The organism is Coprococcus sp. AF16-22 (assembly GCF_003461545.1).
Classification (GTDB): Bacteria; Bacillota; Clostridia; order Lachnospirales; family Lachnospiraceae; genus Coprococcus; species Coprococcus aceti.
Genome location: NZ_QTXH01000001.1, coordinates 589750 through 616321, shown reverse-complemented (window position 1 = coordinate 616321; position 26572 = coordinate 589750). Strand labels below are relative to the sequence as shown.

Annotated in this window: 22 protein-coding genes and 2 pseudogenes; 18 read left to right on the top strand and 6 right to left on the bottom strand. The window is 46.1% G+C overall.

From position 1 onward, the window contains the following. Positions 1-340: 340 nt before the first annotated feature. The 3 genes from DWW60_RS02735 to DWW60_RS02725 are packed head-to-tail and all read left to right on the top strand — an operon-like array spanning position 341 to position 5604. Positions 341-1453: a metallophosphoesterase family protein gene (locus DWW60_RS02735; protein ID WP_117874312.1), complete on the top strand. Its 1113-nt coding sequence runs from the start codon at positions 341-343 to the stop codon at positions 1451-1453. A gap of 2 nt (positions 1454-1455) precedes the next feature. Beyond that, positions 1456-3129 carry an ATP-binding protein gene (locus tag DWW60_RS02730; protein ID WP_117874311.1) on the top strand — a complete coding sequence of 558 codons (1674 nt, stop codon included), beginning with the start codon at positions 1456-1458 and terminating at the stop codon, positions 3127-3129. Positions 3130-3156: 27 nt separating this feature from the next. After that, a complete protein-coding gene (locus DWW60_RS02725) occupies positions 3157-5604 on the top strand; it encodes a hypothetical protein (protein ID WP_117874310.1) in 2448 nt (815 codons plus the stop codon). A 218-nt stretch (positions 5605-5822) separates the two neighbouring features. On the opposite strand, the gene abc-f is transcribed toward DWW60_RS02725, so the two are convergent. After that, positions 5823-7760, bottom strand: a complete 1938-nt coding sequence (gene abc-f, locus DWW60_RS02720) for a ribosomal protection-like ABC-F family protein (protein ID WP_117874309.1) — start codon at positions 7758-7760, stop codon at positions 5823-5825. 238 nt (positions 7761-7998) lie between these two features. Here abc-f and DWW60_RS02715 point away from each other — a divergent pair, with 238 nt between their 5' ends. The 12 genes and pseudogenes from DWW60_RS02715 (at position 7999) to DWW60_RS02665 (ending at position 18760) form a co-directional block, all read left to right on the top strand. Next, a complete protein-coding gene (locus DWW60_RS02715; RefSeq protein WP_015533093.1) occupies positions 7999-9795 on the top strand; it encodes a hypothetical protein in 1797 nt (598 codons plus the stop codon). Positions 9796-9813: 18 nt separating this feature from the next. Then, positions 9814-10863: an FAD:protein FMN transferase gene (locus DWW60_RS02710; RefSeq protein WP_117874308.1), complete on the top strand. Its 1050-nt coding sequence runs from the start codon at positions 9814-9816 to the stop codon at positions 10861-10863. A gap of 9 nt (positions 10864-10872) precedes the next feature. Next, positions 10873-11241 carry a NusG domain II-containing protein gene (locus DWW60_RS02705; protein ID WP_015533095.1) on the top strand — a complete coding sequence of 123 codons (369 nt, stop codon included), beginning with the start codon at positions 10873-10875 and terminating at the stop codon, positions 11239-11241. Further along, positions 11231-11788: a Gx transporter family protein gene (locus DWW60_RS02700; protein WP_015533096.1), complete on the top strand. Its 558-nt coding sequence runs from the start codon at positions 11231-11233 to the stop codon at positions 11786-11788. The genes DWW60_RS02705 and DWW60_RS02700 overlap by 11 nt, the downstream gene beginning before the upstream one ends. A gap of 219 nt (positions 11789-12007) precedes the next feature. Then, positions 12008-13333 carry an electron transport complex subunit RsxC gene (gene rsxC, locus DWW60_RS02695; RefSeq protein ID WP_015533097.1) on the top strand — a complete coding sequence of 442 codons (1326 nt, stop codon included), beginning with the start codon at positions 12008-12010 and terminating at the stop codon, positions 13331-13333. A 12-nt stretch (positions 13334-13345) separates the two neighbouring features. Further along, positions 13346-14278: pseudogene (locus DWW60_RS13970) on the top strand (RnfABCDGE type electron transport complex subunit D); the annotation flags it as partial. Positions 14279-14326: 48 nt separating this feature from the next. Continuing rightward, complete coding sequence (locus DWW60_RS13965) at positions 14327-14971, top strand: RnfABCDGE type electron transport complex subunit G (RefSeq protein WP_308936786.1); 645 nt, start codon at positions 14327-14329, stop codon at positions 14969-14971. Beyond that, positions 14971-15612, top strand: a pseudogene (gene rsxE, locus DWW60_RS13960) (electron transport complex subunit RsxE); the annotation flags it as partial. The gene DWW60_RS13965 and the pseudogene rsxE, both read left to right, overlap by 1 nt. A gap of 650 nt (positions 15613-16262) precedes the next feature. Beyond that, positions 16263-16835 carry an electron transport complex protein RnfA gene (locus tag DWW60_RS02680; protein WP_015533099.1) on the top strand — a complete coding sequence of 191 codons (573 nt, stop codon included), beginning with the start codon at positions 16263-16265 and terminating at the stop codon, positions 16833-16835. A gap of 13 nt (positions 16836-16848) precedes the next feature. Then, positions 16849-17634, top strand: coding sequence for an RnfABCDGE type electron transport complex subunit B (locus DWW60_RS02675; protein ID WP_015533100.1), 786 nt, complete (start codon positions 16849-16851; stop codon positions 17632-17634). Between the two features lie 41 nt (positions 17635-17675). Beyond that, the gene (gene nrdR, locus DWW60_RS02670; RefSeq protein WP_015533101.1) at positions 17676-18143 is read left to right on the top strand and encodes a transcriptional regulator NrdR; all 468 of its coding nucleotides are present in this window, start codon (positions 17676-17678) and stop codon (positions 18141-18143) included. Continuing rightward, the gene (locus DWW60_RS02665; RefSeq protein ID WP_015533102.1) at positions 18140-18760 is read left to right on the top strand and encodes a YigZ family protein; all 621 of its coding nucleotides are present in this window, start codon (positions 18140-18142) and stop codon (positions 18758-18760) included. Before nrdR ends, DWW60_RS02665 begins: the two co-directional genes overlap by 4 nt. Here DWW60_RS02665 and DWW60_RS02660 read toward each other — a convergent pair. From DWW60_RS02660 to DWW60_RS02645, 4 genes are read right to left on the bottom strand one after another with little or no spacing between them, the layout of a single operon-like run. Beyond that, positions 18711-19700: an ABC transporter permease gene (locus DWW60_RS02660; RefSeq protein WP_117874305.1), complete on the bottom strand. Its 990-nt coding sequence runs from the start codon at positions 19698-19700 to the stop codon at positions 18711-18713. The two genes, DWW60_RS02665 and DWW60_RS02660, sit on opposite strands and share 50 nt — an antisense overlap. 18 nt (positions 19701-19718) lie before the next feature. Next, complete coding sequence (locus tag DWW60_RS02655; RefSeq protein WP_117874304.1) at positions 19719-20834, bottom strand: ABC transporter permease; 1116 nt, start codon at positions 20832-20834, stop codon at positions 19719-19721. A 19-nt stretch (positions 20835-20853) separates the two neighbouring features. Then, positions 20854-21519 carry an ATP-binding cassette domain-containing protein gene (locus DWW60_RS02650; protein WP_055224210.1) on the bottom strand — a complete coding sequence of 222 codons (666 nt, stop codon included), beginning with the start codon at positions 21517-21519 and terminating at the stop codon, positions 20854-20856. Further along, the gene (locus tag DWW60_RS02645; protein ID WP_015533105.1) at positions 21520-21792 is read right to left on the bottom strand and encodes a hypothetical protein; all 273 of its coding nucleotides are present in this window, start codon (positions 21790-21792) and stop codon (positions 21520-21522) included. It abuts the gene before it with no gap. Between the two features lie 181 nt (positions 21793-21973). Between DWW60_RS02645 and DWW60_RS02640 the strand changes: the two genes are divergently transcribed. The 3 genes from DWW60_RS02640 to yajC all read left to right on the top strand — a co-directional run bounded on the left by DWW60_RS02640 (position 21974) and on the right by yajC (position 25458). Further along, positions 21974-23620 carry a S1C family serine protease gene (locus tag DWW60_RS02640; protein ID WP_243002898.1) on the top strand — a complete coding sequence of 549 codons (1647 nt, stop codon included), beginning with the start codon at positions 21974-21976 and terminating at the stop codon, positions 23618-23620. A gap of 310 nt (positions 23621-23930) precedes the next feature. Further along, positions 23931-25064: a tRNA guanosine(34) transglycosylase Tgt gene (tgt, locus tag DWW60_RS02635; RefSeq protein ID WP_117874302.1), complete on the top strand. Its 1134-nt coding sequence runs from the start codon at positions 23931-23933 to the stop codon at positions 25062-25064. Positions 25065-25083: 19 nt separating this feature from the next. Next, positions 25084-25458 carry a preprotein translocase subunit YajC gene (yajC, locus tag DWW60_RS02630; RefSeq protein WP_015533108.1) on the top strand — a complete coding sequence of 125 codons (375 nt, stop codon included), beginning with the start codon at positions 25084-25086 and terminating at the stop codon, positions 25456-25458. A 34-nt stretch (positions 25459-25492) separates the two neighbouring features. Here yajC and DWW60_RS02625 read toward each other — a convergent pair whose 3' ends face one another. Further along, positions 25493-26410 (bottom strand): PHP domain-containing protein, encoded by a 918-nt coding sequence (locus tag DWW60_RS02625; RefSeq protein ID WP_117874301.1) that lies wholly within the window; start codon positions 26408-26410, stop codon positions 25493-25495. Positions 26411-26572 lie beyond the last annotated feature (162 nt).

Sequence of the window (26572 nt, the reverse complement as noted above, 5' to 3'; positions counted from 1 at the left end):
CCAAAACTTTTGGTGGGAGTTCGATTCTCTCATCCCCTGCTAGACAGGCGTCAGAAACCTTGTAAAACCAAGGCTTCTGGCGTTTTTTGTTTGTGAAAAAACAAAATCCGTAATAATTACGGAACGAAAATCAAGGAGCAATATACTTCATGTATGAACTTAAGAGACAGTTTTCTGCTGTTGAATACAGAGAGAAAACACATGTGTATCAGACAGGAGGTATATGATATGATGTAGACAGGGTCCGCGGCATATGCCGTGGACTTTATTCTTTATGAGCAAATTTTAACGTAATATGTTAATATAGAAAAAGAATAGAGATGACTGAGGTTGAGGAACTATGAGAATAATACACTGTGCGGATATCCATCTTGATTCAGCCCTGAGTGCACATCTTGGAAGAGAAAGAGCCAGAGGCAGAAGAAATGAGATACTTAACACATTCAGGAAAATATTCGGGTATGCTGCAGAGAATGACGTGCAGGCGGTAATAATAGCGGGGGATCTCTTTGATTCAGAGACAGTGTCTGCCACGACGATAAATGTTGTTCTGGGGGAGATAGCGAAGTATGCTGACATAGATGTGTTCTATCTGAGGGGAAATCATGACCCGGATGAAAGCTTATTTGCGGGGCGGAGACTCCCAGAGAATCTGTATTTATTCGGAGATGAGTGGACGCAGTATCAGCTTAAGGGATCACGTATAGTGATCGCGGGCGCTGTGCTGAATGACGAAAACTGCAACAGCATATATGATGAACTCGAACTGGATGAGAACGATATAAATATTGTCACACTCCACGGACAGGAGCAGGAATATGGCAGGGCTCGCAACATGAATGATGTATGCCTGAAGAAACTCAGGGGAAGAGGCATAGATTATCTGGCACTGGGACATGTGCATGGAAGAAAGCTGGAAAGTCTTGATCACAGGGGAGTCTATTGCTATCCGGGATGTCTGGAGGGCAGGGGCTTTGACGAGTGTGGTGAGCATGGATTTATGATGCTTGACGTGGATGAGAGGAAGCATATGGTTGAGACCGAATTTGTGCCATTTGCCTATAGAAGGCTGTTCGATGTGGAAGTGGACGTGACAGGGGCAGAGTCAAGCTCTGATGCGGCGGACATGATCGCAGACAGACTGTATCAGGAACTGCCGGGGACCATGGAAGATGAGTCCAGGGACATGGTGAGGGTATCCCTCACAGGCGCGGTAAATGTTGAGAGCGAGATAAACACGGATTATCTGACTAAGCAGTTTCAGGATTCGTTCTACTATATGGAGATCTTGGATCACACGGATTTTCAGGTGGATTACATGAGGTATGTGAATGATGCGTCCCTCAAGGGCGAATTCGTGAGGAAGGTCATGAGGCAGGATATGAGTGAAAATGACAAGGCATATGTGATCCAGACAGGACTCAGGGCTCTTTCGGGCGAGGAGATATTTTAAGTATGAGATTGATATCTTGTTATATAGATGGATTTGGCAAATTGAATAACATGGAAGTCCAGTTCGAGGATGGGATAAATACATTTGTCCAGGATAATGGCTGGGGCAAGTCGACTCTTGCTGCTTTTATCCGGGTCATGCTGTATGGCTTCGACGGTGAGACGAAGAGAAATGACATTGAGAATGAAAGAAAAAGATATCGCCCGTGGTCGGGGGCTGCCTATGGCGGAGAACTGGTATTTGAGAGCAGGGGCAGAAACTACAGGGTTCAGAGGACATTTGGCGCGAAGAAGAGCGATGACAAATGCGTGATATACGACGAGGCGACTCATGCTGTGACAGGAATGTTCACGGATAAGCTTGGGGAGGAGCTGTTTCATGTGGATTCTGTGTCATTTGTGAGAAGTATGTACATAGGGCAGGATGACTGCCGGACCTGGGCGACGGATGGGATAAGTGCTAAGCTTGGTAATATCGCTGACAGCACGGATGATATAAGCAATTATGAGAATGCCAGACAGATACTGAAGAATGTTATAAACAGGCAGTCGCCAACCAAGCGGACGGGGGAACTGTACAGGAGAAAATATGAGCTTGATGGGATGCGTGAGCAGGTCAGGGAGCTTGATGGAATAGACAGAAGTATAAATGAGCTGAATAAAAATATCCGTGAGATAGAAATGCAGAATCAGAACCGGATGAGGCGGCAGAGACAGAAAGCCGTTGTAAAGCATGAACCGTTGAAGCCAGAATCAGCGAAGCCAGAGGCAGATAATGCAGAAAAACTAGAAAGCATTGGAAGTAGCGTAAATAATAAAAAACGTGGCAGTAAATATATCATGACAGGATTTTGTGTGTTGATCGCAGCACTTTTATCTCTGGGAATGTGGAAATTTATGCTTGGAATAGAAGAACCTGACGATATGGCTATGATTATATTTGTTGTATGTGCAGGTATGTTTTGTGTACTCGGAATCTACTACATTATACGCGGGATAAATGAAAAGATCAGGCACAGGAAGAATAAGGTGGAAGAGCCGGGGGATGCCGCTGATGATACCAGATCGGACGGATCAGATGATATATATACAGCCGATGACGAATACGATATGGATGAGGAGATGTCGGTCTATATGGCAGAAAACATGAGACTTGGCGAGTATGTCAGGGAACTGGCGGAGCTCAAGCTTCGAAGACAGGAGATAGCTGCTGTGAAGGCATCGTTGGCGGATAAGAAAAAGGCTTTGGAAGACGATCTGCACAGATACGAGCTCAACGTAAAGGCGTACGAGCTGCTGGGGGAGGCCAGGGATACATTTGCAGTGGGACATTCGGTGCCGGTCATGGAGGCATTTGACAGGTATTATGAGTGCGTTACAGGAGAGCATGCAGGAAATGTACAGGCGGCCCCGGATATGACAATCAGGTACAGAGAGCAGGGAATGTACAGGGATTCTCAGACCTTGAGCTCGGGACTGGCGGATATCCTCGGAGTGTGTGTAAGAGTTGCAATAGTGGACAGCATGTATCAGGATGAAAAGCCGATGCTCATAATGGATGATCCATTTGTCAATCTTGATGACAGAAATATGGCGGGGGCGAAGAAATTTGTGGAGAAGATATCGGAAAAATATCAAATATTGTATTTCACATGCAGCCAAAATCGTGTACTATAGATACATAATAAATACTCAGGAGGAAGTATGTTGCGGACAATAAGGAAGGGATTGTATAAGTCGAATAACGTAAGATTTCTTGCTCTGCTCATCGCTGTGGCATTTGTTCTGCTGACGGAGATGGCGTGTGTGGGGAACATGACGGCCAAAGCGGAGACTGCAGGGGATGTGGCTGCATCTGTATATGCGGATACGGAGGCTCCGGGGGTGGCGACGCCTACCAGCGTGGTGGAGAAAACAGCACTTAAGATGAACAGCAGTACATATGTGTTTACGAACTCCACCGATGGCATGTTCAGACTCAGCTTTGCGGAGGGCGAGAGTTACTTCATTGGTTCAGGTGAGGACAGTGATACACTTATCACATATGCACTGATAAGATATAACTCCAAGTTTTATCTTGTCGCAGCGGATGACAGCGATGCAAATGTGGAGTATAACGGAAGCTACACAGACACCAGCTTTGAGATGCTGAAGTCAGCGAATTATAATTCTTCAAGCAGATATGTCAACATGAGCGTTAAGAGCGGCAATACCATAGAGCTCAAAAAGTTTACATTTGCCAGGGACTATTCTGTAGCTCTGACAGGATATTACAATGGAGTGTATTATAGCGAGGGCAGTCCGGCGACAGGACTGTTCACAAGATCTGGGTACTGTGATTACTTTGTGAGTGGCAAGGCTGTTGTGGGAGATGGCTGGTACAAATATGGCAGCAGTTCACCGGCAGGGGAGCTTGTCGACGCGGATATATCCGGAAGCATGTCTGGAAATGATGTGAAGTATATCCAGCTTTTTGATGGGCATGTTGTGAGCGCTTATCACGGCAATTATTTCTACAGCTATAATGGAACAGTCAGGATCACCGTCAAGAATAAGGCTGTCATGGTAAATAATATAAAAGTCCTGTTTGACAAGAATGGAAATGCGTACAAGGGACTCAGAACAGAAAATTCCAGAGTGTACTACTACGAAGCGGGTATTCCGGTCAAGAACGTGGTGAAGCAGTTTGGAGAAGACTATTATTACTTTGGAAGTGACGGCGCTGCGGTGAGATCAACCTGGATCACATCAGGAAACTGCGTGTATTATTTTGCGGTGGACGGCAAGGCTGTAAGGCGGATGCAGTCGGGAAGACTGTACCAGTATTCGTCGGGGAAATGGACCAGTACGGCAACCGGTGTATACGAGGTAAACAGAAGATATTATTACTTTGTGAACGGTGCGAAGAGCAACGTCACGAAGTGGTATGAGATCTCAAGGGATAAGAAGTATTACATAAGAAACGGAGAGGCAACCTATTTTGTACAGGTGGACGGCATAAGATACAGATGTCAGAAGGTGGCGAGCGAGGGCGGCTGGACGGCTGCGGTGAATGCGTGGATACCTTCATTTGGACATGTTGTGCTCCACACGGACAGCACGGGAATATCTGATGCGATATATTACAGATCGACACATACTGTATCGGGATATGCAGACACGTACAGAGTATTCTCGAATAACAGATGGATAGTAAAGAAGAATTCTGTGGTGAGACTGCAGGACAACTGCAGTTACTTTGGTAAAACAGGTAAGGCTGTCAGAACAAAGGGCTGGCAGACGATTAGTGATTACAGTGCGGCTTATGTAGGCGATGAGGGAACTGTAACTGAATATGTGTATTATGACGAGAGTACAGGATATTCCGAGTACAGAAGTGGCAAGCTGCTCAACGACAAGTCTGAGGGTCTTAAGAACGCCAAGATCAACAACAAGAAGGTGTATTATTTCAGCGATGCAAATGGACGCTGCAGTAAACTCACGAAGATAGTAGTGGGTGATGTGGAGTATGAATTTGACAGTTGGGGAAGATGCTTCAAGACAGATTCGATAAGCTGGGATTTTGATGAATGGATGAAGAGGGTTGTCAATGAATATCTGGGCAAGACAGGAATCTACTGCAATGTATTTGTGGCAAATGCGCTTAGATACGCAGGCAGCAGCACTCCGGGAAGTGATATGTCAGTCAAGTACACTGACTTTGCAAATGGCGGATTCGTGATCAGTTCATCAAATATATGCTCAGACTGGGCACTCCGCAAGGTCATCGCCAAGGCGATTCTGGCGCAGAATGGAAGCTGGGGTGAGGCGACGGATTACGAGCTCACAGCGGACAGGGAGGACTTCTCATACGATGTGCTCCTGCCTGGTGATATAGTTGTCTACTATACGAATGGAGAGCCGACCCATGTCGGAATCTATTTTGGAAAGTTCTCTTCAGCGACTGCACTTAAGCAGTATCTGAGAAAGCTTGGAGTTCCGGCTTCGGCATGTGAGGCATATGTGCATGACTGGGGTTCTAACAGCGGAAATAAGCCTGAATACTGGATCATTCAGGGGGGAATGGGCAGCAGCGATCAGGTCTATATAAGCAATTCTGCATATGATCTGTCGGGACAGTATGCCATGAAGATAATTCATGTGAGACATTAGAATGTAGAGAGATTGACATAAATGTACAGGGAACTGTGCATGAGACATGTATGAACAATAGATGTACAGGAGACTGTGCATGATAACAAAGAAAACACCATATATGAATACGGTGAGTGGATACCTTATATGGCTCCTCTTTGCTGTAGTCGTATATGGTGTTTTTGGTATTTGTTGATATAGTTAAGCCTGCAGGTTTGACATGAGCGATTCCGCCATCAGTCCTCCTCGGACAGTTCCTCCCATTTCGTGTAGAGCTCGTTGAGTTCTGTGTCGGCTTCGTTCCTCTGCTTTGTGAGGTCGTTCAGCAGACCGACATTTGTGGCGTTCTCAGGAAGAAGAAACTGTTCATCGATCTCTGCGATCCTGTTCTCAAGTTCCTCGATGGATGCCTCAAGCTTCTTCAGGTCATTTGCCTTCTTGCGCTGCCTTGCCGCCTCAGCTTTGCTTTCCTGCCATGAGAGCTTGGCCTGTGAGACAGCGGGAGCGGTCTGGGCCGGTGCGTCAGAGACTCCGCTTATTGGAGTGAATGGACTTACTAAATCTGTGGAATACGTTCTGTGGGTCTCGTAGTAATCGTAATTGCCTATATAGCTTGTGAGCTGTTTGTCCCTTAACTCGATGATCCTTGTGGCCGTCTGGTTGATGAAGTATCTGTCGTGGGATACATACAGGACAGTGCCGGTGTAGTTCCTTATGGCATTCTCCAGTATCTCTTTTGATGTGATATCCAGGTGGTTCGTCGGCTCATCCAGAATAAGAAAGTTGGCGGAAGAGAGCATCAGTTTGGCAAGGGACACACGTCCACGCTCGCCACCTGACAGATCCTGTATCCTCTTGAACACGTCCTCACCTGTGAAGAGGAATGCCGCAAGGACATTACGGATTCTGGTGTTGGACAGATCAGGGTAGGCGTCGCTTATCTCATCGAATATGGTGTTGGACATCGTGAGTACCTGATGTTCCTGATCGTAGTAACCAATCGTGACGCGTGATCCAAGTATGATAGCTCCGGCATCTTTGGATACAAGCCTGTTGATCATCTTCAGTATGGTTGTCTTTCCGGTTCCATTTCCACCTATCAGGGCGACGTGTTCGCCACGTTTGATATCCATATCTATTCCTGAGAACAGATTATTGTCGCCAAATGATTTGGAGAGTCCTTCGATCGTAAGAACATCCTCGCCGCTTAAGACATTTGGCTCAAGAGTGATCCTCATCTCGGATGCAACCTCGGTTGGCTTGTCGAGACGTTCTATACGTGAGAGCATCTTCTCACGGCTCTCTGCACGTTTGATGGACTTCTCACGGTTGAACTGCTTGAGCTTCGTGATGACCTCTTCCTGATGCTTGATCTCCTGTTGCTGGTTGAGATATGCTTTCATCATGTTCTCACGGATCTCTGCACGCTTTTGTGCGAAGTAGGTGTAGTTGCCATTGTATACCTGGCTGTGGCCATTGTCGAGCTCGACTATCTTGGTCACGATCTTGTCGAGGAAATAACGGTCGTGGGAGACGATGATGACGCTTCCCTGGTAGGATGACAGGAAGCCCTCAAGCCATGAGATGGATTCCATGTCCAGATGGTTTGTCGGCTCATCGAGGATGATGATATCCGGCTTCACCATGAGTAGTCTGCCGAGTGCAAGTCTTGTCCTCTGGCCACCGGACAGAGAGTCCGTGTGGCGGTCATAATCCTCCTTGGAGAAACCTAGTCCTTTGAGAACTCCATTTGCCTCGCTCTCACAGCTATAGCCGTTCTTATATTCGAATTCGTGGGTGTAGCGGTTGTAGAGTTCCAGAGATTTCTCAAGCTCCTCACCGGACTGCTCAGCCATAGTGTGTTCAAGTTCGCGCATCCTGTCCTGAAGCTCAAGGATAGGCTTGAGTGCATCCATCATGACTCCGCGGACAGTAGTGTTGTAATTGCTCTCTTGATACTGGGACAGATAGCCGATGGTTCTGTCCTTTGACACTATGACCTGACCGGAGTCAGCACTTTCCTCACCCATTATTATCTTGAGAAGAGTGGTCTTGCCGGCGCCGTTTATGCCGACTATAGCCATTTTCTCCTTTTCCTCAAGATGAAAAGAAATATTGTCCAATATAACATCTGTGCCAAATGCTTTGCAGATGTTCTGACAGTCTAAAATCATAATTTAACCTCTCATTTGTGTTCTAGCCTTTTAATTATATATACAAGCCTTTACTTTCGCAAGAAAATGGAGTGGATTTTATACTATAAGGGTGGAATTGCACTGTTTTTTATAAAATGTTCATATTATTTTAAGCAAAATACACAATTATTGTGATATACTAGATAAAGATATGCGTGGATATAGGAAAGACGCCGCAGGGTGGATTGATATATAATTACAGAAAAGGAATGATGGAATGGATTATAGCATCTATGACTATAATAGTGACGAGAAGCTTCTTCAGGAACAGGAGATAGAGGAGATCAACAATGTGAAGATGAGTCTGCTCAACACTCTTGTCACGAAGCTGAACAATGCGGGAATATATTTTAACAGTACATCGAGAATCAAGTCAGAATCGTCACTTCTGCACAAGCTGGAGACTGGTAAATACTCCATGCAGGAAGGTGGAAGAAAGATTCAGGATATCATAGGTATACGAATCAACCTGTTCTATCTGGAGGACATGGATATATGTGAGAAGATACTTGAGGAGACGTTTCTTCTGGACAATTGGTCCAAGACGAAGAATGAGGAGAACAAATTTGAGGCACAGAAATGTAACGGTGTGTTCAGGATACCGAGCAAATATCTGCGAAACATACCTGCAAGTGTGTGGAACAAGCCATTTGACCAGACATTTGAGGTACAGCTCAGGACGGTGCTCTTCGAGGGTTGGCATGAGATAGAGCATGAGATGAGATATAAGTATAAGCTGGGTTCTGATTCCAAGGAGACCGATCTGTGGACTGGACATGAGGATCTGTCCAGAGTCATGAACAGTATCATAGCCAATCTGGAGCTGTGCGACTGGTCTATCATGCAGATTTTCAACAGTATTCACGACTCACAGTACAAGGAGAAGAACTGGGAGAATGCCATAAGAAGCAAATACAGGCTCAGGATCACGCAGGATCCGCTTAAGCCTGAGCTCAGGGAATATCTGGACAACAATCCGGATATCGTGGCGCAGTTCCACACTGTGAGCAAGCGCGAACTGGTTGAGATATTGCTCAACAAGAAGTATCACAAGGAGCTGACTCCTGACAGAGTTATTTATCTGATCAACAAGGAGATAGTCCACAACGAGTATATATCAAGGCTGCTTGACAAGGAGCAGTTCGTTCCAGCGGTCAGACCAGAGGTGAAGACTGAGATAAAGCCTATGGTTCCGAATGTTGTGTACAGCCACAGGGTAGGAATACCTGCGGCGGGGTATGACAAGGCGTGTGAGATCATATACAAATGGGTCAGAGAGCACATCAGTATGGTGTTCCCACAGATGCCCGAGGAACTCACGAGTGTGGATTATTCCACCATAGGATATAAGGTATATATAACATATGAGGCCGGTGAGTTTCATATGGATTTCCAGCACATAAGCAATTCAGAGGCTGGTGTTATATGGCATGTGACAGTGGATATGGTGAGTGCCGGGGATATATATGATGTGAATGTGGAGAACATATGTGAGACCATCAACGTCAAGGAGAGAAGATACAGCAGGCCAAAGTTCATGAAGGATATGTTCAATCAGGTTGGCTTTGTAGACGCCGGGATAGTCATGGAGGAGGGATCAAGCCCTGAGGAGATCAGCTATGACAAGCTGAATGCGATTGTTGAGAGCCCTGACAGATATATGCCGATCATAGTCATAGTGAAGCCGGATGAGATACCGGACTGGGCGATAGACTGTGATGGATATATACTCAGAACGGATATGCTGAAGAAGACCCTCAACGGTTTGTGTCATGTATATCTGTGCAGTGGAGACTGCAAGAAGCGCTACGAGGAGGAGTACGGTAAGGAATCCGTGGATGGTGGAGTTATGATGTGGGAGAAGAACAGTAACTACCCGATATTCTACTCCATGGATATCATCAACCAGAGCTTCTTCGAGGAGGTAAACCACAGCATCAATGAGAATGTGGAGTACGAGAAATCCTTCAGATATTCGCTGAGAGAACAGGTTCACGATGAATATCTGAAATAACACAGAGGTAGGCAGACCATGAAGAAATGGTACAGGATAGCAGCCGTAGTGGTTGTCATGGTGGCTGTGATTGCTATGGTCATCATATCAGGCGTGAGACGGTCAGGTGAAAGTGAATATACAAGGAACACGATCACCATGGGAACGGCTGCGTCATTTACAGTGTATGGAAGCCATGGCAGTGAGAATATAGACGGGATGCTGAAGCTCATAGACAGCCTGGACAAGGATGTGCTGTCATGGCGCTCAGCAGACTCTGAGATATACAGGGTGAACACCACATATAAGCCTGATGAGGATATCACGGTGAGCAGCGAGCTTGCGGGTGTGCTGAAGCAGACGCTTGACATATCGAGGGCTCATGACGATCTGCTGGATATCACTATACGGCCTTTGGCGGATGTGTGGGGGATAGAAGATGGCAGGACAGAGATTCCATCACAGGCGGATATAGACATTGCACTGAGGCTGGTGGATGTGTCAAAGGTAAGTGTGGATGGCGATACGTTAAGGATATCAGAGCCTGGTATGATGCTTGATCTGGGAGCAGTCGGCAAGGGATATGGCTGCGACATGGCAGCAGAGTATCTCAAGGGTACTGATGCGGCCGGTGCATGTGTGGCCCTGGGCGGAAGTATAGTTGTGTACGGAAGCAAGCCTGATGGTACAGCCTGGAAGGTCGGTGTCAAGGATCCGAGAGCCGGAGCGGGAACGACCATGGGTGTCATAAGCTTTGGCGATGGGGAGACGGCATTTGTATCCACATCGGGAGATTATGAAAAGTATTTTGAGCAGGATGGCAGGAGATACCACCACATACTTGATCCCCGGACAGGATATCCGGCATGGAATGGCACTATAGCGGCCACGGTAGTGTGTGATAACGGACTGACCAGTGATGCCTTGTCCACACTGTGCATGCTGATGGATAAGGATAAGGCTATGAAGACCATTCAGGAGTATGGTGCGGAGGCCGTCATCATAGATGAGGATAAGAATGTGTATGTCAGTGAAGGCCTGAAGGACCGATTCACCATAACGGCAGAAGACTATAAATTGGCAGAGTGATGTGAAGATATGGCAGGATGGTTTAGAAAAAAAGATCTGATATTGTGTGGAGTCCTTTTAGTAGCGGGAATTATATGCTGGCTTGTCATGCGGCTTGTGCTTCCGACGGGCAATACCGCGGATGTGTATATAGATGACAAACTGGTGCAGAACATAGACATGACAGTCAACGATACCTATGAGTTCAACACGGACAGGGGCAGCAACACTGTTGTGGTTGAATCTGGGAAGATCAGTGTCGGTGATGCGGACTGCCCGGATAAGGTGTGTGTGAATATGGGCTGGAAGAGCAGGAGAGGAGAGACTATAACCTGTCTTCCGCACAAGCTTGTCATAGAGATACAAGGTGGCAGGGAAAGAGATATAGATGTGCAGTAGAGATAAAAATGATCAGAAAAGTTCAGAAACGGCGGTGGATAGAATGCATGGCTGGAGTACAAAAAGGATCACATACACAGGTATGTTCGTGGCCATAGCCATGGTATTTTCCTATCTTGAATCCATGATCCCGGTGAATATAGCTGTTCCGGGAATCAAGCTGGGACTTGCAAATATGGTCACCATAGTTGTCATGTACAGGCTGAGGATATCAGATGCGTGGATAGTGTCACTGGTGAGAGTGGTGCTGTCGTCGCTGTTGTTTGGCAATATGACGGTTATGGTATACAGCATGGCGGGAGCGGTGTTGTCACTTCTGGTCATGACGCTTTGCAGGAAAAAGGATCTGTTTGGTCTCCTTGGAACGAGCATACTAGGCGGAGTGAGCCACAACGCAGGGCAAATAGCAATGGCAGCACTTCTCATGAAGAGTGGCAATATCATGTTGTATATGCCGGTGCTGTGCATATCGGGAACTATAGCCGGTGTGTGCATAGGCCTGGCGGGAACCATGCTTGTCAGAAAGCTTCCGTCCATAGAATATTAGAATGATATCCGAATGAATTTATAAATGATCACATGTAAGATACAGAAAAGACATAAGTGTCTATATCTTATATGTGATCGTTTTTTATGCGGATAAGCAGAAGAATTTCCATATTTTAAAATGATAATATATCCCCATTTAGGTTGTTTTTGAGGGCTTAAAGCGTTATTATATAGGAAGATTTTTTTAATAAAAATATATAAGGAAAAGAGGTAGAACATGGGTTTGTTAACATTTCTGGGCGGAATTCATCCATATGAAGGCAAAGAATTGTCAATGGAAAAGCCTGTCAGAGAATACCTTCCAAAAGGTGACTGCGTGTACCCGCTGAGTCAGCATATAGGGGCACCGGCCACACCTATAGTGAAGAAGGGCGACAGAGTCCTGGTTGGTCAGAAGATTGCGGAGACCAGTGGCTTCGTGTCAGCAAATATACATTCATCCATATCGGGAAAGGTCAAGGCGATCGAGCCGAGATATGTGCCTGGTGGATCAAAGGTTGAATCAATAGTTGTAGAGAATGATGGCCTGTTTGAGGAGATCGACTTTGCAGCAAATGTAAAAGATCTGTCCACTCTGTATAGAGAGGATGTGAAGGAGATCATAAAGGAGGCCGGAATAGTAGGAATGGGCGGCGCCGGTTTCCCTGCAAATGTCAAGCTGTCCCCGAAGAACGAGGATGCGATCGACTACATAATAGTAAATGGCGCAGAGTGTGAGCCATATCTTACTTCGGATTACAGAAGGATGATGGAGGAACCGGACAAGCTGATACTGGGACTTGAGATATGTATCAATCTGTTTGATCATGCAAAGGGAATCATCGCCATAGAGGATAATAAGCCAGAGGCAATAGAACTTCTCAGGGATAAGGTAAAGGACAATGACAAGATCGAAGTCCATGTGATGAAGACCAAGTACCCTCAGGGTGCCGAGCGTCAGCTCATATATGCTAACACTGGAAGATATGTCAACTCCAAGATGCTTCCAGCGGATGCTGGATGTATAGTTCACAATGTTGATACCATCGTGTCCATATATGAGGCAGTTATAGAGGGAAGACCACTCTACACAAGGATAGTCACCATAACAGGTGATGCCATAGAGAATCCATGCAATCTTATGGTGAGGATAGGAACAAACTGTCAGGAGCTTATAGAGGCTGCGGGTGGATTTAAGGATGGTGTGGTTCCTGAGAAGGTGATCTCAGGCGGTCCTATGATGGGAAAGGCACTTTTCTCATTGGATGTTCCTGCAACCAAGGGAGTGTCGGCACTGCTGTGTATGACACATGACGAGGTGGCAGACCTTGAACCGAGCAACTGTATCAGATGCGGACGCTGTGTTGATGTGTGTCCGGGACGTATTGTTCCTTCGATGCTTGCTTCACTGGCTGAGCATGGGGATACAGAGGGATTCCTTGCTCACAACGGAATGGAGTGCTGTGAGTGTGGATGCTGTTCGTATGTGTGTCCGGCGAAGAGACATCTGACACAGACCATTGCGGGAACAAGAAAATCCATCATTGCGAATAAAAAGAAGTAGGAGGTGTACACATTGGATAATACATTTAAGATTTCGTCATCTCCACATGTCAGAGATAAACGAAGTACACAGAGCATTATGCTGGATGTGATCATTGCTTTGCTTCCGGCAACCGTATTTGGAATCATCAACTTCGAGCTGAACGCCATGATACTTATACTCACATGCGTGGTCTCATGCGTGCTGTTTGAGTGGCTGTACCAGAAGATGATGAACAGAAAAGTAACCATAAGCGATCTCAGTGCAGTTGTAACAGGACTTCTTCTTGCACTGAACCTCTCACCGGATGTACCGGTGTGGATGGCGATACTCGGAAGTGCATTTGCCATTATCATAGTTAAACAGCTCTTTGGAGGACTGGGATTCAACTTCATGAATCCAGCGCTGGGCGCAAGATGTTTCCTTCTCATATCATTTGCAGGAAGAATGACATCATTCTCGTATGATGGTGTGACAACTGCTACACCTCTTGCAGTACTCAAGAACACAGGGGATCTGGCAAATGTCAATGTACTCAATATGTTTCTTGGAAATATACCGGGAACCATAGGTGAGACATCAGTTGTATGTTTACTTGTTGGTGTGGCTTATCTTCTGATCAGAAGAGTTATAAAGCCGGTTATTCCATTTACATATATAGGAACATTTGCGGTGCTCATTATGATATATGCGGTTGCGTCGGGTAGAGGTTTTGATCTTACATTCCTCGCAGCACACCTGTGCGGTGGTGGTCTGATGCTTGGAGCATTCTTTATGGCAACTGACTATGTTACATCACCTATCACACCTGCGGGTAAGGTTGTGTTTGGTGTGATACTTGGTATACTCACATTCTGTTTCAGAATATATGGAGGATCAGCAGAGGGCGTATCATATGCGATCATATTCTCCAACCTGCTTGTGCCACTCATTGAGAGATGGACACAGCCGAAGAGCTTCGGAGAGGGCGCAGAGCTTGCAGCCCAGGGTGACACAGCCGGAACAAAGTCCAAGATGGATACAAAGTCGATTGTTATAGCAACTATAGCAATCATGATAATCACAGTCATAGCAGGATTTGCACTGGCTTATGTATATAAGATCACAAAGGATCCTATAGCAGTTACAGAGCAGAAAGCAAAGGAAGAGGCATATAAGGCGGTATTCGATGATGCGGATTCGTTTGACAGCTATGCTGACTTTGATGCCGATGCGGCTGCAAAGATCCTGTCAGATGCCGGATATAACGCAGATATAGATGAGATCGTGGAAGCAAAGGGCAGCGATGGTTCAGCACTTGGATATGTTGTGACTGTCACATCACATGAGGCGTATAGTGGAGACCTTCAGCTTGCCATGGGAGTCAGAGCGGATGGAACGACAAATGGAATTTCATTCCTGTCACTCTCAGAGACTGCAGGACTTGGTATGGAGGCTGACACAGACAGCTTCAAGTCACAGTTCGCAGGCAAGAAGGTCGATAAGTTCCAGTACACCAAGTCAGGTGCCACAGTGGACGAGGAGATAGATGCCCTGTCAGGAGCTACCATCACAACAAATGCGGTTACCAATGCGGTGAATGCGGGACTTGAGTATGTGAAGTCCATAAATGGCGGTGCTGCTGATTCATCTGCAGCATCGAACGGAGGTGACAAGTAATGGGAAAATGTACAGAGCGTTTATATAATGGTATTGTGAAAGAGAACCCGACCTTCGTACAGATGCTTGGAATGTGTCCGACACTTGCGGTTACATCATCAGCCATCAATGGCGCAGGAATGGGACTTACGACCACATGTATCCTGGTGCTCAGCAACTTCATGATCTCAGCACTCAGAAAGGTTATACCTGATAAGGTCAGAATACCATCATTTATAGTTATCATAGCTTCGTTTGTTACTATCATACAGTTTCTGCTGCAGGCGTACCTGCCATCACTCAATAGCAGCCTTGGACTGTATATACCACTTATAGTTGTAAACTGTATCATCCTTGGTCGTGCCGAGGCATATGCTTCCAAGAACAAGGTACTTCCATCTATATTTGATGGACTTGGAATGGGCCTTGGATTTACAGTTGGCCTTACACTTATAGGAATGTTCAGAGAGCTTGTCGGAAAGGGCTGTGTATTTGGATTCCAGATACTTGGAGATGGCAACTTACTTCAGAACTCATCGGGAATTATAAAGGGTATAGGCAATGCACTCAGCCTGTACACACCTATAACAATATTCGTACTTGCACCTGGTGCATTCTTCGTGCTTGCATTCATCATAGCATTTATCAACAAGAGAAATGCAAAGAAGGCAGCCGAGGCACTGGCAAATGGAGAGGAGATCCCGGCAGCATGCAGACCGGACTCATGTGCAGGCTGTATCAATGCAGCATGTTGTGGCAAGCTGGTTTCAGAGACTCCGGCTCCTGTAAAGGCAGCAGAGGCTCCGGCGAAACCTTCAGCGGATGCAAAACAGGTTAAGAAGCAGGAAGAGACACCTGCAGCGGTAGATAAGGATGCAGCAAAGAATACAGCGCCAGAGGCTGACAAGCCAGATGAGGCGAAGAAGGATGAGCCAAGACTCAGCCCATATGCACCGACCAGAGAGTCAGTCCTCGCCGACATAAAGCTTGTTCCGAATGCGACAGGAAAGATGCTTAAGGAGCATGCTGAGGAAGTTCAGCAGGAAAAGACGCCAGATGAGGAGCAGCAGACTGTTACAGAGACTCAGTCAGACAGTCAGGACAATCTCCAGAATGAGAAGTCAACAGAGCAGCCAGCAGCAGAACAGGAAGTAGCAGACAAAGTGGCAGCAGAGCAGCCATCAACGGATCAGCCGACGGAAGCAGAGCAGCCAGAACACTCTGCAGAGAACGCGCCAGCAGATTCCGACATAAAGCTCAAGGAGACAATGGCTCATATAAAGAAGAAAAAAGGAAAGGGAGGTAAGAGATAATGAATATTTTATTGTTAGCCATCGGAGCGGCACTTGTAAATAATGTTATCCTCAGCCAGTTCCTCGGACTGTGTCCTTTCCTTGGAGTGTCCAAGAGTGTCAACACAGCAACAGGAATGGGAGCAGCGGTTGTGTTCGTCATGACCATAGCTTCATTTGTCACAAGCGTTGTGTATTACGGCATACTGAGAAGATTCGGACTTGAGTACCTCAACACCATAGTGTTCATCCTTGTGATCGCAGCACTTGTACAGTTTGTTGAGATGTTCCTCAAGAAGAAGGTCAAGTCATTGTATGAATCACTTGGAGTTTACCTTCCACTGATCACGACCAACTGTGCCGTGCTTGGTATCGCTCTCTCAAATGTACAGAGCGGTTACGGTATACTTGAGAGTACCATCAACGGATGTGGCTCTGCAGTCGGATTTACTATAGCCATAGTGATACTTGCAGGAATCAGAGAGAGACTTGAGCATAGCCCTATACCTGAGGCGTTCAAGGGAACCCCTATAGTTCTCATCACATCAGGTCTTATGGCGATTGCGTTCTTCGGTTTCTCAGGATTGATATAAGGAGGGTGCGGATATGACAGGAATATTGATAGCTGTGGCAGTCGTCGCAGGCGTAGGTATTGTGATAGGTATCCTTCTGGGTGTCGCAGGAGAGAAATTTAAGGTAGAAGTAGATGAGAAAGAAATAGCAGTAAGAGAGCTCCTTCCGGGAAATAACTGCGGTGGATGTGGTTATCCGGGATGTGACGGACTGGCAGCGGCCATCGCCAAAGGTGAGATGCCGCCATCAGCGTGTCCTGTTGGAGGCGAGGCAGTGGCAGCGAAGATCAGTGAGGTCATGGGCGTGGAAAACGCTGAAAATACAAGGTATGTGGCATTTGTCAAGTGTGCAGGAGACTGCGAGAAGGCGAAGGATGTATACGAGTATGTTGGACCAAGGGACTGTAAGCTGGCACAGAACAATCCAAACAGCGGTCCTAAGGCATGTACATATGGATGTACAGGTTATGGCTCATGTAAGGCAGTATGTGAGTTCGGGGCTATTGACATTATAGATGGAATTGCGGTAATTAATAAGGAGAAGTGTAAGGCATGCGGCAAATGTGTCACAGAGTGCCCGAGACACTTGATAGAGCTGGTTCCATATGATGCAGAGAGACTTGTCAGATGTAATTCCCATGACAAGGGTCTTCAGGTCAAGGCAGCCTGCAGCGCAGGATGTATCGGATGTACACTGTGTGCAAGGAACTGTGAGGCTGGAGCCATCACGATAGACAGAAACCTTGCTCACATAGATCCGGAGAAGTGTACAAATTGTGGTGCATGTAAGGCCAAGTGCCCAGTAAAGATAATATCGTAAGAAGGTCCCGCCGAAGGTGGGAGATATAAGGAGAAAATTATATGAGATGCCCATTTTGCTCAGCAGATGATACAAAGGTTATCGATTCCAGACCAGCGGAGGATGGAAGTGCGATCAGAAGAAGAAGACAGTGTGACGCCTGTGGTAAGAGATTTACCACATATGAGAAGGTGGAGACCATACCTCTCATAGTCATCAAGAAGGACAAGAACAGAGAGACTTATGACCGTTCCAAGATAGAGTCAGGTGTCATAAAGTCATGCCATAAGCGTCCGGTTTCAGCGGAAGCAGTCACAAAGTGCATAGATGACATAGAGAACACCATCTTCAACATGGAAGTGAGAGAGATAGAGAGCACGACCATAGGTGAGATAGTCATGGATAAGATCAAGGATCTTGATCAGGTAGCCTATGTAAGATTTGCATCAGTGTACAGAGAGTTCAAGGATGTGAATACATTTATGGATGAGCTGGGCAAGCTGCTCACCAGCAATTCGGAGAAGCGATGATAGAGACATACAACACGATATTACAGGAGGGGCAGGACGAGATAGTCGAGAAGAAATCACGATTCATCGGCTATGCAGTCCCTGTGTCCTCGGAGGAAGAGGCATATGCCTTTGTCGAGAAGATCAGGAAGCAGCACTATGATGCAAGGCACAACTGCTATGCATTTGCCATAGGCAGCGAGAATACATTGCTAAGATTCTCTGATGACGGAGAACCGCAGGGAACGGCTGGAAAACCCATCCTGGAGGTTATCACGGGGAATGCGGTGGTTAATATATGTATAGTGGTTACAAGGTATTTTGGTGGAACACTGCTCGGAACAGGTGGTCTTGTGAGAGCATACACCGAGGCAGCCAAGCTTGCACTGTCTGATGCGGGTATACATAAGATGCAGCTTATGAAGCTGGTGAAGATAACCACGAACTACAACGATTCGGGTAAGGTACAATATCTTCTCAGCAACAGTGATGCACTGATAGACAGTACGGATTACACTGCAGATGTGTGCTTCAATGTGGCGGTGCCGGCTGACAGCTATGGATGTCTGGTAAAGCAGATCACAGAGTCTACATCTGCGAGAGCATTGATAGAAGACTCAGGAGAAGAGTACAGATGATGATGAATGGCAGAGCTATAGTAAATATCTTATAGCGCCTGAATATCACTCTGAATATAAGTGCAGCAGCAAGGCTGATGACTGACACTGCGGCGATATGCAGCAGGACATTGAGACAGCCATTGGTGCCGGAATATATGATCAAGGATATAAAGCTGATAATGGCAGCGGGAATAATTCCCGCTGCTATATTTTTTACACAGAATCCGGCTTTTTTTCTGGAGGAGAGGATAGAGTAAGCCCCACAGTCCAGATCCCGGAGATAGTTCTGAAGTCCCAGGAGAGAACATACGAACAAAGTTATGTAAACCAATATTCCCACAGGAAAATTGTTTGGCGCAATATCTGTCGATGCCGTGTATTTTCCGGTGAGTCCGCTCTCGATGGTGAAAATGTCCTCATTTTCGATATATCCCTTAAATCTATCACTGATGTATTCTGACATCTGGGTCTCGTCGTATGGGACATTTGCCAGATAACGATCCTGGAGCATACATACAGACATGTCTGCCGCATATGCATACAGGAGGGCGGCATACACGGATTCTTCGGACACAGACTGGAATGAGCTTCCATCGGTTGTATACACGGTTATGTGGCACTTCCCGTCAGAGTGGATCATTGATTCACTGAAACCATCAGGAACCATGTACGCGGAGTCGATCCTGCCGGATGCTACATCATCCTTCATGTCTTTCAGGGATTCATAGTGCCTGAAGGTAAATCCCGTGGAGGTAGATGTGAGATACGACAGGAAAGCATCCGTGTGTTCGTCAGAACTTTCAATATACACGCCGGACACGATCTCGGTGCTTTGCTTTCTGGCTGGCAGAAAGCTCACAGCGATCAGCACAGCGGGGATGACCAGCAGAACGACGATCATGGCGGGACGGCACAGTATTCTCTTTATAAGTAAGTTTATCTGTCTTATATGGTTCATAGATGTATCTCCGTAAATTTATGATAAATATATGCACAGTGTCTGCACAAGCTTATTGAGCAGCGATCCATGGCATATATACTTTGCAAAGTTTGGAAGCATGGCTTCCGGTATGAATAAGCCGCTCACATAGGCCAGTATGACAGTGACCACAGTGAGAAGCAGTGTGCAGCCGTGTATCCCTGCGGGAACCAGACTTATGAGCAGCGTATATACCGCGACACATGTAGCTATGACGATTCCGAACAGTATCCCGCTCATGTGGATATTTACATTCAGTTCATCGATAAACAGTGATGCCAGGGCGAGAGCCATGTATACAGTTATATAAAGGATATACAGCCATATGAACATGGATATGAAATTGCTGACATTGCGTCTGACTTTGCCAATTCCCTGTGACCTGAGCTTTGTTATGTAAGAGGCTGGGAGGTCGAGCAGGAATGGGAAGAAAACAACGCTGCACAGCATCATCATGAGAAGGACCGCCGCACTTATGTAGAAGTCGGTGGTATTTGCTGCTCTGGTTGCATTTATCTTGTCGACGGTGAAGTTGGCAGTCCTGTCAAGAACCTTCGTCATGAACATGGTATTTACATCGTTGCTGAGCGTGTCCTGAATATCCTCGGGAAGCTCCATGTTCCTTCCTATCGCCTGAACCGAATATATGGCCGCCTGGGATATGCCAAGCATGGAGGATGTGGAGCGGAAGAGGTCATTCAGCACAAATGTATCGATGGACCGGTTGTCAGAATAGTATACCTCGACAGGTGTGTTCGTTCCGTCCATGATGTCGCTTATGATATTGTCAGGGACGTAGATCACAGCGAACAGGTCTCCGTCAGAGAGCCTTGAAAGGGCTGTATCCTTGTCTGAAAATTCTGTGAATACACATGATGAGTGGTAGCTGTCCATATCAGATATCGTGTTGTATGCCATCTGTGCGGTTTTTGAATCTGCACTCATCACGATTCCGATTGAAAGTGGTTCGGAGCGGTCATCAGAGTAGATAAAAGAGTTCGCGTTTAACGCAAGACACAGGAAAACCGTCATCATGACAAATGCTGCGACTACCATGTATATTCCATAATGAGCTATTCTTTTCAAATCAGTTCGTATAAGTCGGTAAAACATAAAACTCCTTTAGATAAAGCTATGATCTGATCAGATTGATGTAGGTTTCAGGTGAGGTGTATCCGGGTGAGATATTTCTGTCTATGGCCAGTTGGATGTGTCCATTTTTCAGTGTGTATATCTTGTTACATATATCCAGCGCAGATGTCTCATGTGTGGCGATGATGACACTTCCTCCATGTGATATGTAATTCTGGAGATAGCTCAGTATCCCGTTCTTGCATAGAAGATCAAGCGAGGCCAGAGGTTCATCGAGAAGAAGCAGATCCGGGTCAGACATCATCGTGATGGCAAGGCTTAGCCTCTTCTTCATTCCACCGGAGAGCTTTGAGACACGTTTGTCCAGAAATGAATCCACACCGAGAGACTGACATATGCTCATATTGTGGGAGTTCATGACTGTTTTCCTGCTTCCGGGGTGCCACAGTCTGATGTTGTCAATGGCTGTGAGTTCCGGTATGAGTGGATTGTCCTGTGGGAGCAGAGCAGCATTTGCCTGACAGTCGAAACCGAAGCACCCTGAGTCTGGCTTTATGTTTCTGGATAGTATTCCCAGCAGGGTGGATTTACCCGATCCGTTGATTCCCAGAAGGGCGATGCATTCACCCGGGGATACGGACAGTGACACATCTGTCAGAACTTTATTTTTGCCGTAGCTTTTGCTCACTGAAGAGACAGAAAACATCTAGTATTCCTCCTCTATTACCTGAAAATCAAGGTAGTCAAAATCTATATCCTCCACAAAGTTATCCGCTGTGAATCTGGTTCTGGCGTGGTGGATAAACTCATCCTTATTCTTCTTAAGCCACACCGGCTTTGCCAGGTCAAACTCGTAGCACATATCCTCAAGGGCCTTGTATACCTTGTGGGTACGCGTCATCTCGTAGTCGGATATGCATATCACGGTATCCTTCATGAGGTGGTTATCTTTTATAAGTTTTCCCCATACTCTAAACATATATTATCCTCCATAAGGGTTATTTGAGATCGTACCTGACTAGTATATAACATTTGTGCACAGAATTAAAACAATAAAGACACAAATATGACACATTTACTGCGTATAGTAACAACTGTAAGAAAGAGAAAGGTACCGATTACAGGAATTAAGATAATAAAGATGCGAAAGGATGATAGAGATGGAACAGGAAAACAAGAACCAGATGAATGGAAATAGTGGTCAGGCACCACAGCAGGATGGTCTGTATCATTACAGCTATATGAACAATAGAGGAGATTCAAGATTTGACAGACCTTCAACAAATGCTTCACAGCAGACACAGAATGTTCAGGGCGCACAGTCAGCGCAGAACAATCAGACAGCCGGTGTACAAGGCTCGGCACAGAACGCTCAGACTGCCGGCGCACAGAGTTCATCGCAGAATGCTCAAACAGCCGGTACACAGAACGCTTCATATTCAGGTTTTCAGAGAAATGTAAATGGCATGGAAGCATGGTATGACAGCCAGAGAATGAATCAGGGTTATCAGAATCAGGCAGGCAATCCAATGAACAATATGGGAACAGGAAAGCCTTCAGATAACAATATGAGACAGAAGAAGGCAAAAGATAAGAAGCCAAAGAACAGGAAGAGCGGATTTGGCAAGAAGGCAGCAGGTGTGGTTGCAGCGGCTGTTGTATTCGGACTTGTGGCAGGCGTTGTATTCCAGGGGGTCAGATATGGATCGGATAAGCTTCTCGGCAAAGATTCGCAGACCACAACAGAGCAGAGTGCTGAGGGTTCAACAGAGAACAATGCACCACAGCTCAAGCAGGCATCATCAGACACGACAAGTACAGTGTACGATGTGTCAACGGTTGCCAAGAAGGTTATGCCTTCCATCGTATCGATCACAGGAACATACGTAACAACATATGATTACTGGTTCAATTCATATCAGCAGGAGTCAACAGGAGCCGGTTCAGGTATCATCATCGGCAAGGATGACCAGTACCTGTATCTTGCAACTAATTATCATGTGGTACAGAATGCTAAGTCACTGTCAGTTACATTTGTCGATGATAAGAGTGCAGAGGCAACGGTAAAGGGATACGTTGAGAACAATGATATAGCAGTTGTCACAGTCAAGCTTTCGGACATATCAGATGACACTTTGAATGAGATAAAGGAGATTCAGGTAGGTTCATCGGATGATCTTACAGTAGGTGATCCTTGTGTGGCAATCGGAAATGCACTTGGATATGGACAGTCAGTTACAGTTGGATATATAAGTGCACTTAACAGAGAGATAAGTGCTTCAGATGAGACAGTAAAGGTACTCCAGACAGATGCAGCCATCAACCCTGGTAACAGTGGTGGTGCCCTTGTCAACATGCAGGGCGAGCTGATCGGTATCAACACAGCCAAGTATTCAGATACAAGCGTTGAGGGTATGGGCTATGCACTTCCTATATCAGATGTACAGGATATAATCAATGACCTGATAGCAGGCAAGAATGTGTCAAATGATGGAACAACATCAGGACAGGCTTACCTCGGTATATCTGCCCAGACCATCACAAGCCAGTACGCACAGCTCCTGAACATGCCTGAGGGTGTATATATCTCATCAGTTGAGCAGGGTTCAGCAGCAGAGGAGTGTGGACTCCAGTCAGGAGATATCATTTGCAGCCTTGACGGTGAGGACATAGCAGATATGGAGACATTCCACGACAAGATCGTGGCCTGCAATCCTGGCGATAAGGTAACTATCGTATACTACAGAAACAACAATGGTAACTACGAGAAGCAGACTGCTACAGCTACGCTGAAGGAGAAGCAGTGATAAGTCAGATAATTCAGTGGTGATTTAGCACGGAGCTAACAGAACTGAAAGCCTATAGATTGATATAACGGCACCTGTAAGTGAAATTACAGGTGCCGTTTTGTATGTAAGATATGTGGCTGTCAAAATTGTAATCTGCCTGCATTGTATCGGAAGTCCTCGTATTCATCCGGTATGCGGTCAAGTTCGGCGGTAAATGCCTGTGGATTGTAAATTTGCTTGCAAATATACTTTAAATGGTGCATTATAAAGAGTACGCTAAAGTATAGCGTAAGATTCGGAAGAATGAAAAAGAAAGGTTTACATAACAATGTACAAAATACTTTGTAAGGATGGAAGGGCAAAGAGAGCTGAATTTCAGACTGTTCACGGAACAGTGCAGACACCTCTGTTCATGAATGTTGGAACGGCGGCAGCCATAAAGGGAGCTGTGGCAACAACGGATCTCAAGGACATAGGATGTCAGATCGAGCTGTCAAATACATATCATCTCCATGTGAGACCGGGGGATAAGATAGTCAAGCAGATGGGCGGTTTACATAAGTTTATGTACTGGGACAGACCAATACTCACTGATTCAGGCGGATTCCAGGTATTCTCCCTGGCGGGACTCAGGAAGATCAAGGAGGAGGGCGTAACCTTCAATTCCCATGTCGATGGACGCAAGATATTCATGGGACCTGAGGAGAGCATGCAGATACAGTCGAATCTGGCATCTACAATAGCCATGGCATTTGACGAGTGTGCCCCTGCACTGGCTGACAGACAGTATGTGGAGAACTCGGTGGCAAGAACCGCCAGATGGCTTGTCAGATGTAAGAATGAGATGGAGAGACTTAACAGTCTGCCGGATACGATCAACAAGAATCAGCTGTTGTTTGGAATCAATCAGGGTGCCATATACGAGGATATCAGAATAGATCACGCCAAGAGAATCAGCGAGCTTGATCTTCCGGGATATGCCATAGGAGGACTTGCAGTAGGAGAGACAGCAGAGCAGATGTACCACATACTCGATGTGACCGTTCCGTATCTGCCTGAGGACAGACCGACATACCTCATGGGTGTTGGAACCCCTGCAAATATACTTGAGGCGGTCGACAGAGGTGTTGATTTCTTCGATTGCGTATATCCATCCAGAAATGGACGACACGCCCATGTGTACACGAAGCATGGCAAGATGAATCTCAAGAATGCGAGATTTGAGACAGACGACAGACCTATAGAGGAGGGCTGCGGATGCCCTGCATGCCAGCACTATAGCAGAGCGTACATCAGACACCTGCTCAAGGCAAATGAAATGCTCGGTATGAGATTTTGCGTCTTGCATAATTTGTATTTTTATAATAATATGATGAAAGACATCAGAGAGGCTATAGAAGAAGGAAGATATCAGTCATATAAGAAATCGATGCTTGAGAGCCTTGCTGGTGGAGAACAGTAATCAAAAAGGAGACCAGAGAATGAATTCACTTTCAACAATTTTATCATCGTCAACAGGAACACAGGCCAGTGGCGGTTCATCAGTTATGTTTATTGTTGTATATATTGCCATATTTGCTGCAATCATTTACTTCATGATGATCAGACCACAGAAGAAGCAGAAGGCCAAGACAGACCAGATGCTTTCACAGATGGAGCCTGGTGATAATATCATGACAACCAGTGGTTTCTACGGAACCATCCTTGATGTGGTTGATGATTCAACTATCATCGTAGAGTTTGGTAACAACAAGAACTGTCGTATACCGATGCACAAGAGCGCTGTTGCAGAGCTTGAGAAGCAGGGATCATCAACAGTCACAGATGATGATAAGGATAAGAAGTCAAAGATATAATAAAGGTATCATCAGAGTAAATAAAAAGCGGTCATTATACAGTGACCGCTTTTTTTATATCCTGAAATACAGCTTCCGTGATCCGAAGACCGCCCCTTCCGGTTCCCACAGATATGTCAGGTTTGGCTGCGCCGTGGAAGTCGGAACCTCCTGATATGAGAAGTCCGTGTTTTCTGGCGATCTCCCTGAGCCTGCCGGATTCGTAGGCATTGTTGGAGGAGTGGTAGACCTCAAGCCCTGAAAGGCCATATGGCTTCAGTTCTTCAAGCATGTCCTCTATCTGTTTATATCCAAATCCGTATATGAGGGGATGGGCGATGAAGGCAGCTTTGCCGTAGGTTCTTATGAGTCTTATGGCATCGATAGCCGGTATGTCTGGTGTTGGAATGTAATATTTGCATTTCTTGCCCAGATACTTTTTGAATGCCTGGTTCATGTCCCTGCATACGCCTTCGGCTATGAGAATTCTGGCAAAATGAGCTCTTGTGACGACAGTATCAGTATTGCCATGCTGCAGCTTCTCCATGGTCATGTCTATTCCGTCGGCGCGGAATCTCTCACACATCTGCTCGTTTCGGTCGTATCTGGCCTGTTTGATGGCGGCAAGACGGGAGATGAGCTCAGGGTTCTTATAGTCCATATAAAAGCCCAGAATGTGGATCTCCACACCGTTGTAGATGGCGGACATCTCTATGCCGGGAACTACCTCGATATGATGGTCACTGCTGTCAGAAAAGCCAGAGCAGTTGGTGGAATCACTGTTCTGGATCGGAGGAAGAGTGCTGTTCCAGTTATCTGCATATGTGATTGCATCTGCTACGCCGTCCACTGTGTCGTGGTCGGTTATGGCGATCGCTGCAAGATTCCTGTCAATGGCAAGCTGGCACACCTCTGATGGGGTGCAGGAGCCGTCGGAAGCGGTGGTGTGAAGGTGCATATCTATAAATCTCATGTTGAAAACCTCCGTTTTTATTTTTTATATCATGTATCTGAGTAGCGCCTGGAGCGGCGCAAGTCTGGGTTGAATGTGCTCTGACAGAAGTATTGTATATCAGATAAATACATATGTTCAAGTGAATATGGTTACGGTCAAATGATATAAGCGGACATATGA

Excerpts from the sequence above, each read along its gene's own strand:
- DWW60_RS02735 (WP_117874312.1), top strand. The coding sequence starts at position 341 with ATGAGAATAATACACTGTGCGGATATCCATCTTGATTCAGCCCTGAGT.
- DWW60_RS02730 (WP_117874311.1), top strand. The coding sequence starts at position 1,456 with ATGAGATTGATATCTTGTTATATAGATGGATTTGGCAAATTGAATAAC.
- DWW60_RS02725 (WP_117874310.1), top strand. The coding sequence starts at position 3,157 with ATGTTGCGGACAATAAGGAAGGGATTGTATAAGTCGAATAACGTAAGA.
- abc-f (WP_117874309.1), bottom strand. The coding sequence starts at position 7,760 with ATGATTTTAGACTGTCAGAACATCTGCAAAGCATTTGGCACAGATGTT.
- DWW60_RS02715 (WP_015533093.1), top strand. The coding sequence starts at position 7,999 with ATGGATTATAGCATCTATGACTATAATAGTGACGAGAAGCTTCTTCAG.
- DWW60_RS02710 (WP_117874308.1), top strand. The coding sequence starts at position 9,814 with ATGAAGAAATGGTACAGGATAGCAGCCGTAGTGGTTGTCATGGTGGCT.
- DWW60_RS02705 (WP_015533095.1), top strand. The coding sequence starts at position 10,873 with ATGGCAGGATGGTTTAGAAAAAAAGATCTGATATTGTGTGGAGTCCTT.
- DWW60_RS02700 (WP_015533096.1), top strand. The coding sequence starts at position 11,231 with ATGTGCAGTAGAGATAAAAATGATCAGAAAAGTTCAGAAACGGCGGTG.
- rsxC (WP_015533097.1), top strand. The coding sequence starts at position 12,008 with ATGGGTTTGTTAACATTTCTGGGCGGAATTCATCCATATGAAGGCAAA.
- DWW60_RS13965 (WP_308936786.1), top strand. The coding sequence starts at position 14,327 with ATGGATACAAAGTCGATTGTTATAGCAACTATAGCAATCATGATAATC.
- DWW60_RS02680 (WP_015533099.1), top strand. The coding sequence starts at position 16,263 with ATGAATATTTTATTGTTAGCCATCGGAGCGGCACTTGTAAATAATGTT.
- DWW60_RS02675 (WP_015533100.1), top strand. The coding sequence starts at position 16,849 with ATGACAGGAATATTGATAGCTGTGGCAGTCGTCGCAGGCGTAGGTATT.
- nrdR (WP_015533101.1), top strand. The coding sequence starts at position 17,676 with ATGAGATGCCCATTTTGCTCAGCAGATGATACAAAGGTTATCGATTCC.
- DWW60_RS02665 (WP_015533102.1), top strand. The coding sequence starts at position 18,140 with ATGATAGAGACATACAACACGATATTACAGGAGGGGCAGGACGAGATA.
- DWW60_RS02660 (WP_117874305.1), bottom strand. The coding sequence starts at position 19,700 with ATGAACCATATAAGACAGATAAACTTACTTATAAAGAGAATACTGTGC.
- DWW60_RS02655 (WP_117874304.1), bottom strand. The coding sequence starts at position 20,834 with ATGTTTTACCGACTTATACGAACTGATTTGAAAAGAATAGCTCATTAT.
- DWW60_RS02650 (WP_055224210.1), bottom strand. The coding sequence starts at position 21,519 with ATGTTTTCTGTCTCTTCAGTGAGCAAAAGCTACGGCAAAAATAAAGTT.
- DWW60_RS02645 (WP_015533105.1), bottom strand. The coding sequence starts at position 21,792 with ATGTTTAGAGTATGGGGAAAACTTATAAAAGATAACCACCTCATGAAG.
- DWW60_RS02640 (WP_243002898.1), top strand. The coding sequence starts at position 21,974 with ATGGAACAGGAAAACAAGAACCAGATGAATGGAAATAGTGGTCAGGCA.
- tgt (WP_117874302.1), top strand. The coding sequence starts at position 23,931 with ATGTACAAAATACTTTGTAAGGATGGAAGGGCAAAGAGAGCTGAATTT.
- yajC (WP_015533108.1), top strand. The coding sequence starts at position 25,084 with ATGAATTCACTTTCAACAATTTTATCATCGTCAACAGGAACACAGGCC.
- DWW60_RS02625 (WP_117874301.1), bottom strand. The coding sequence starts at position 26,410 with ATGAGATTTATAGATATGCACCTTCACACCACCGCTTCCGACGGCTCC.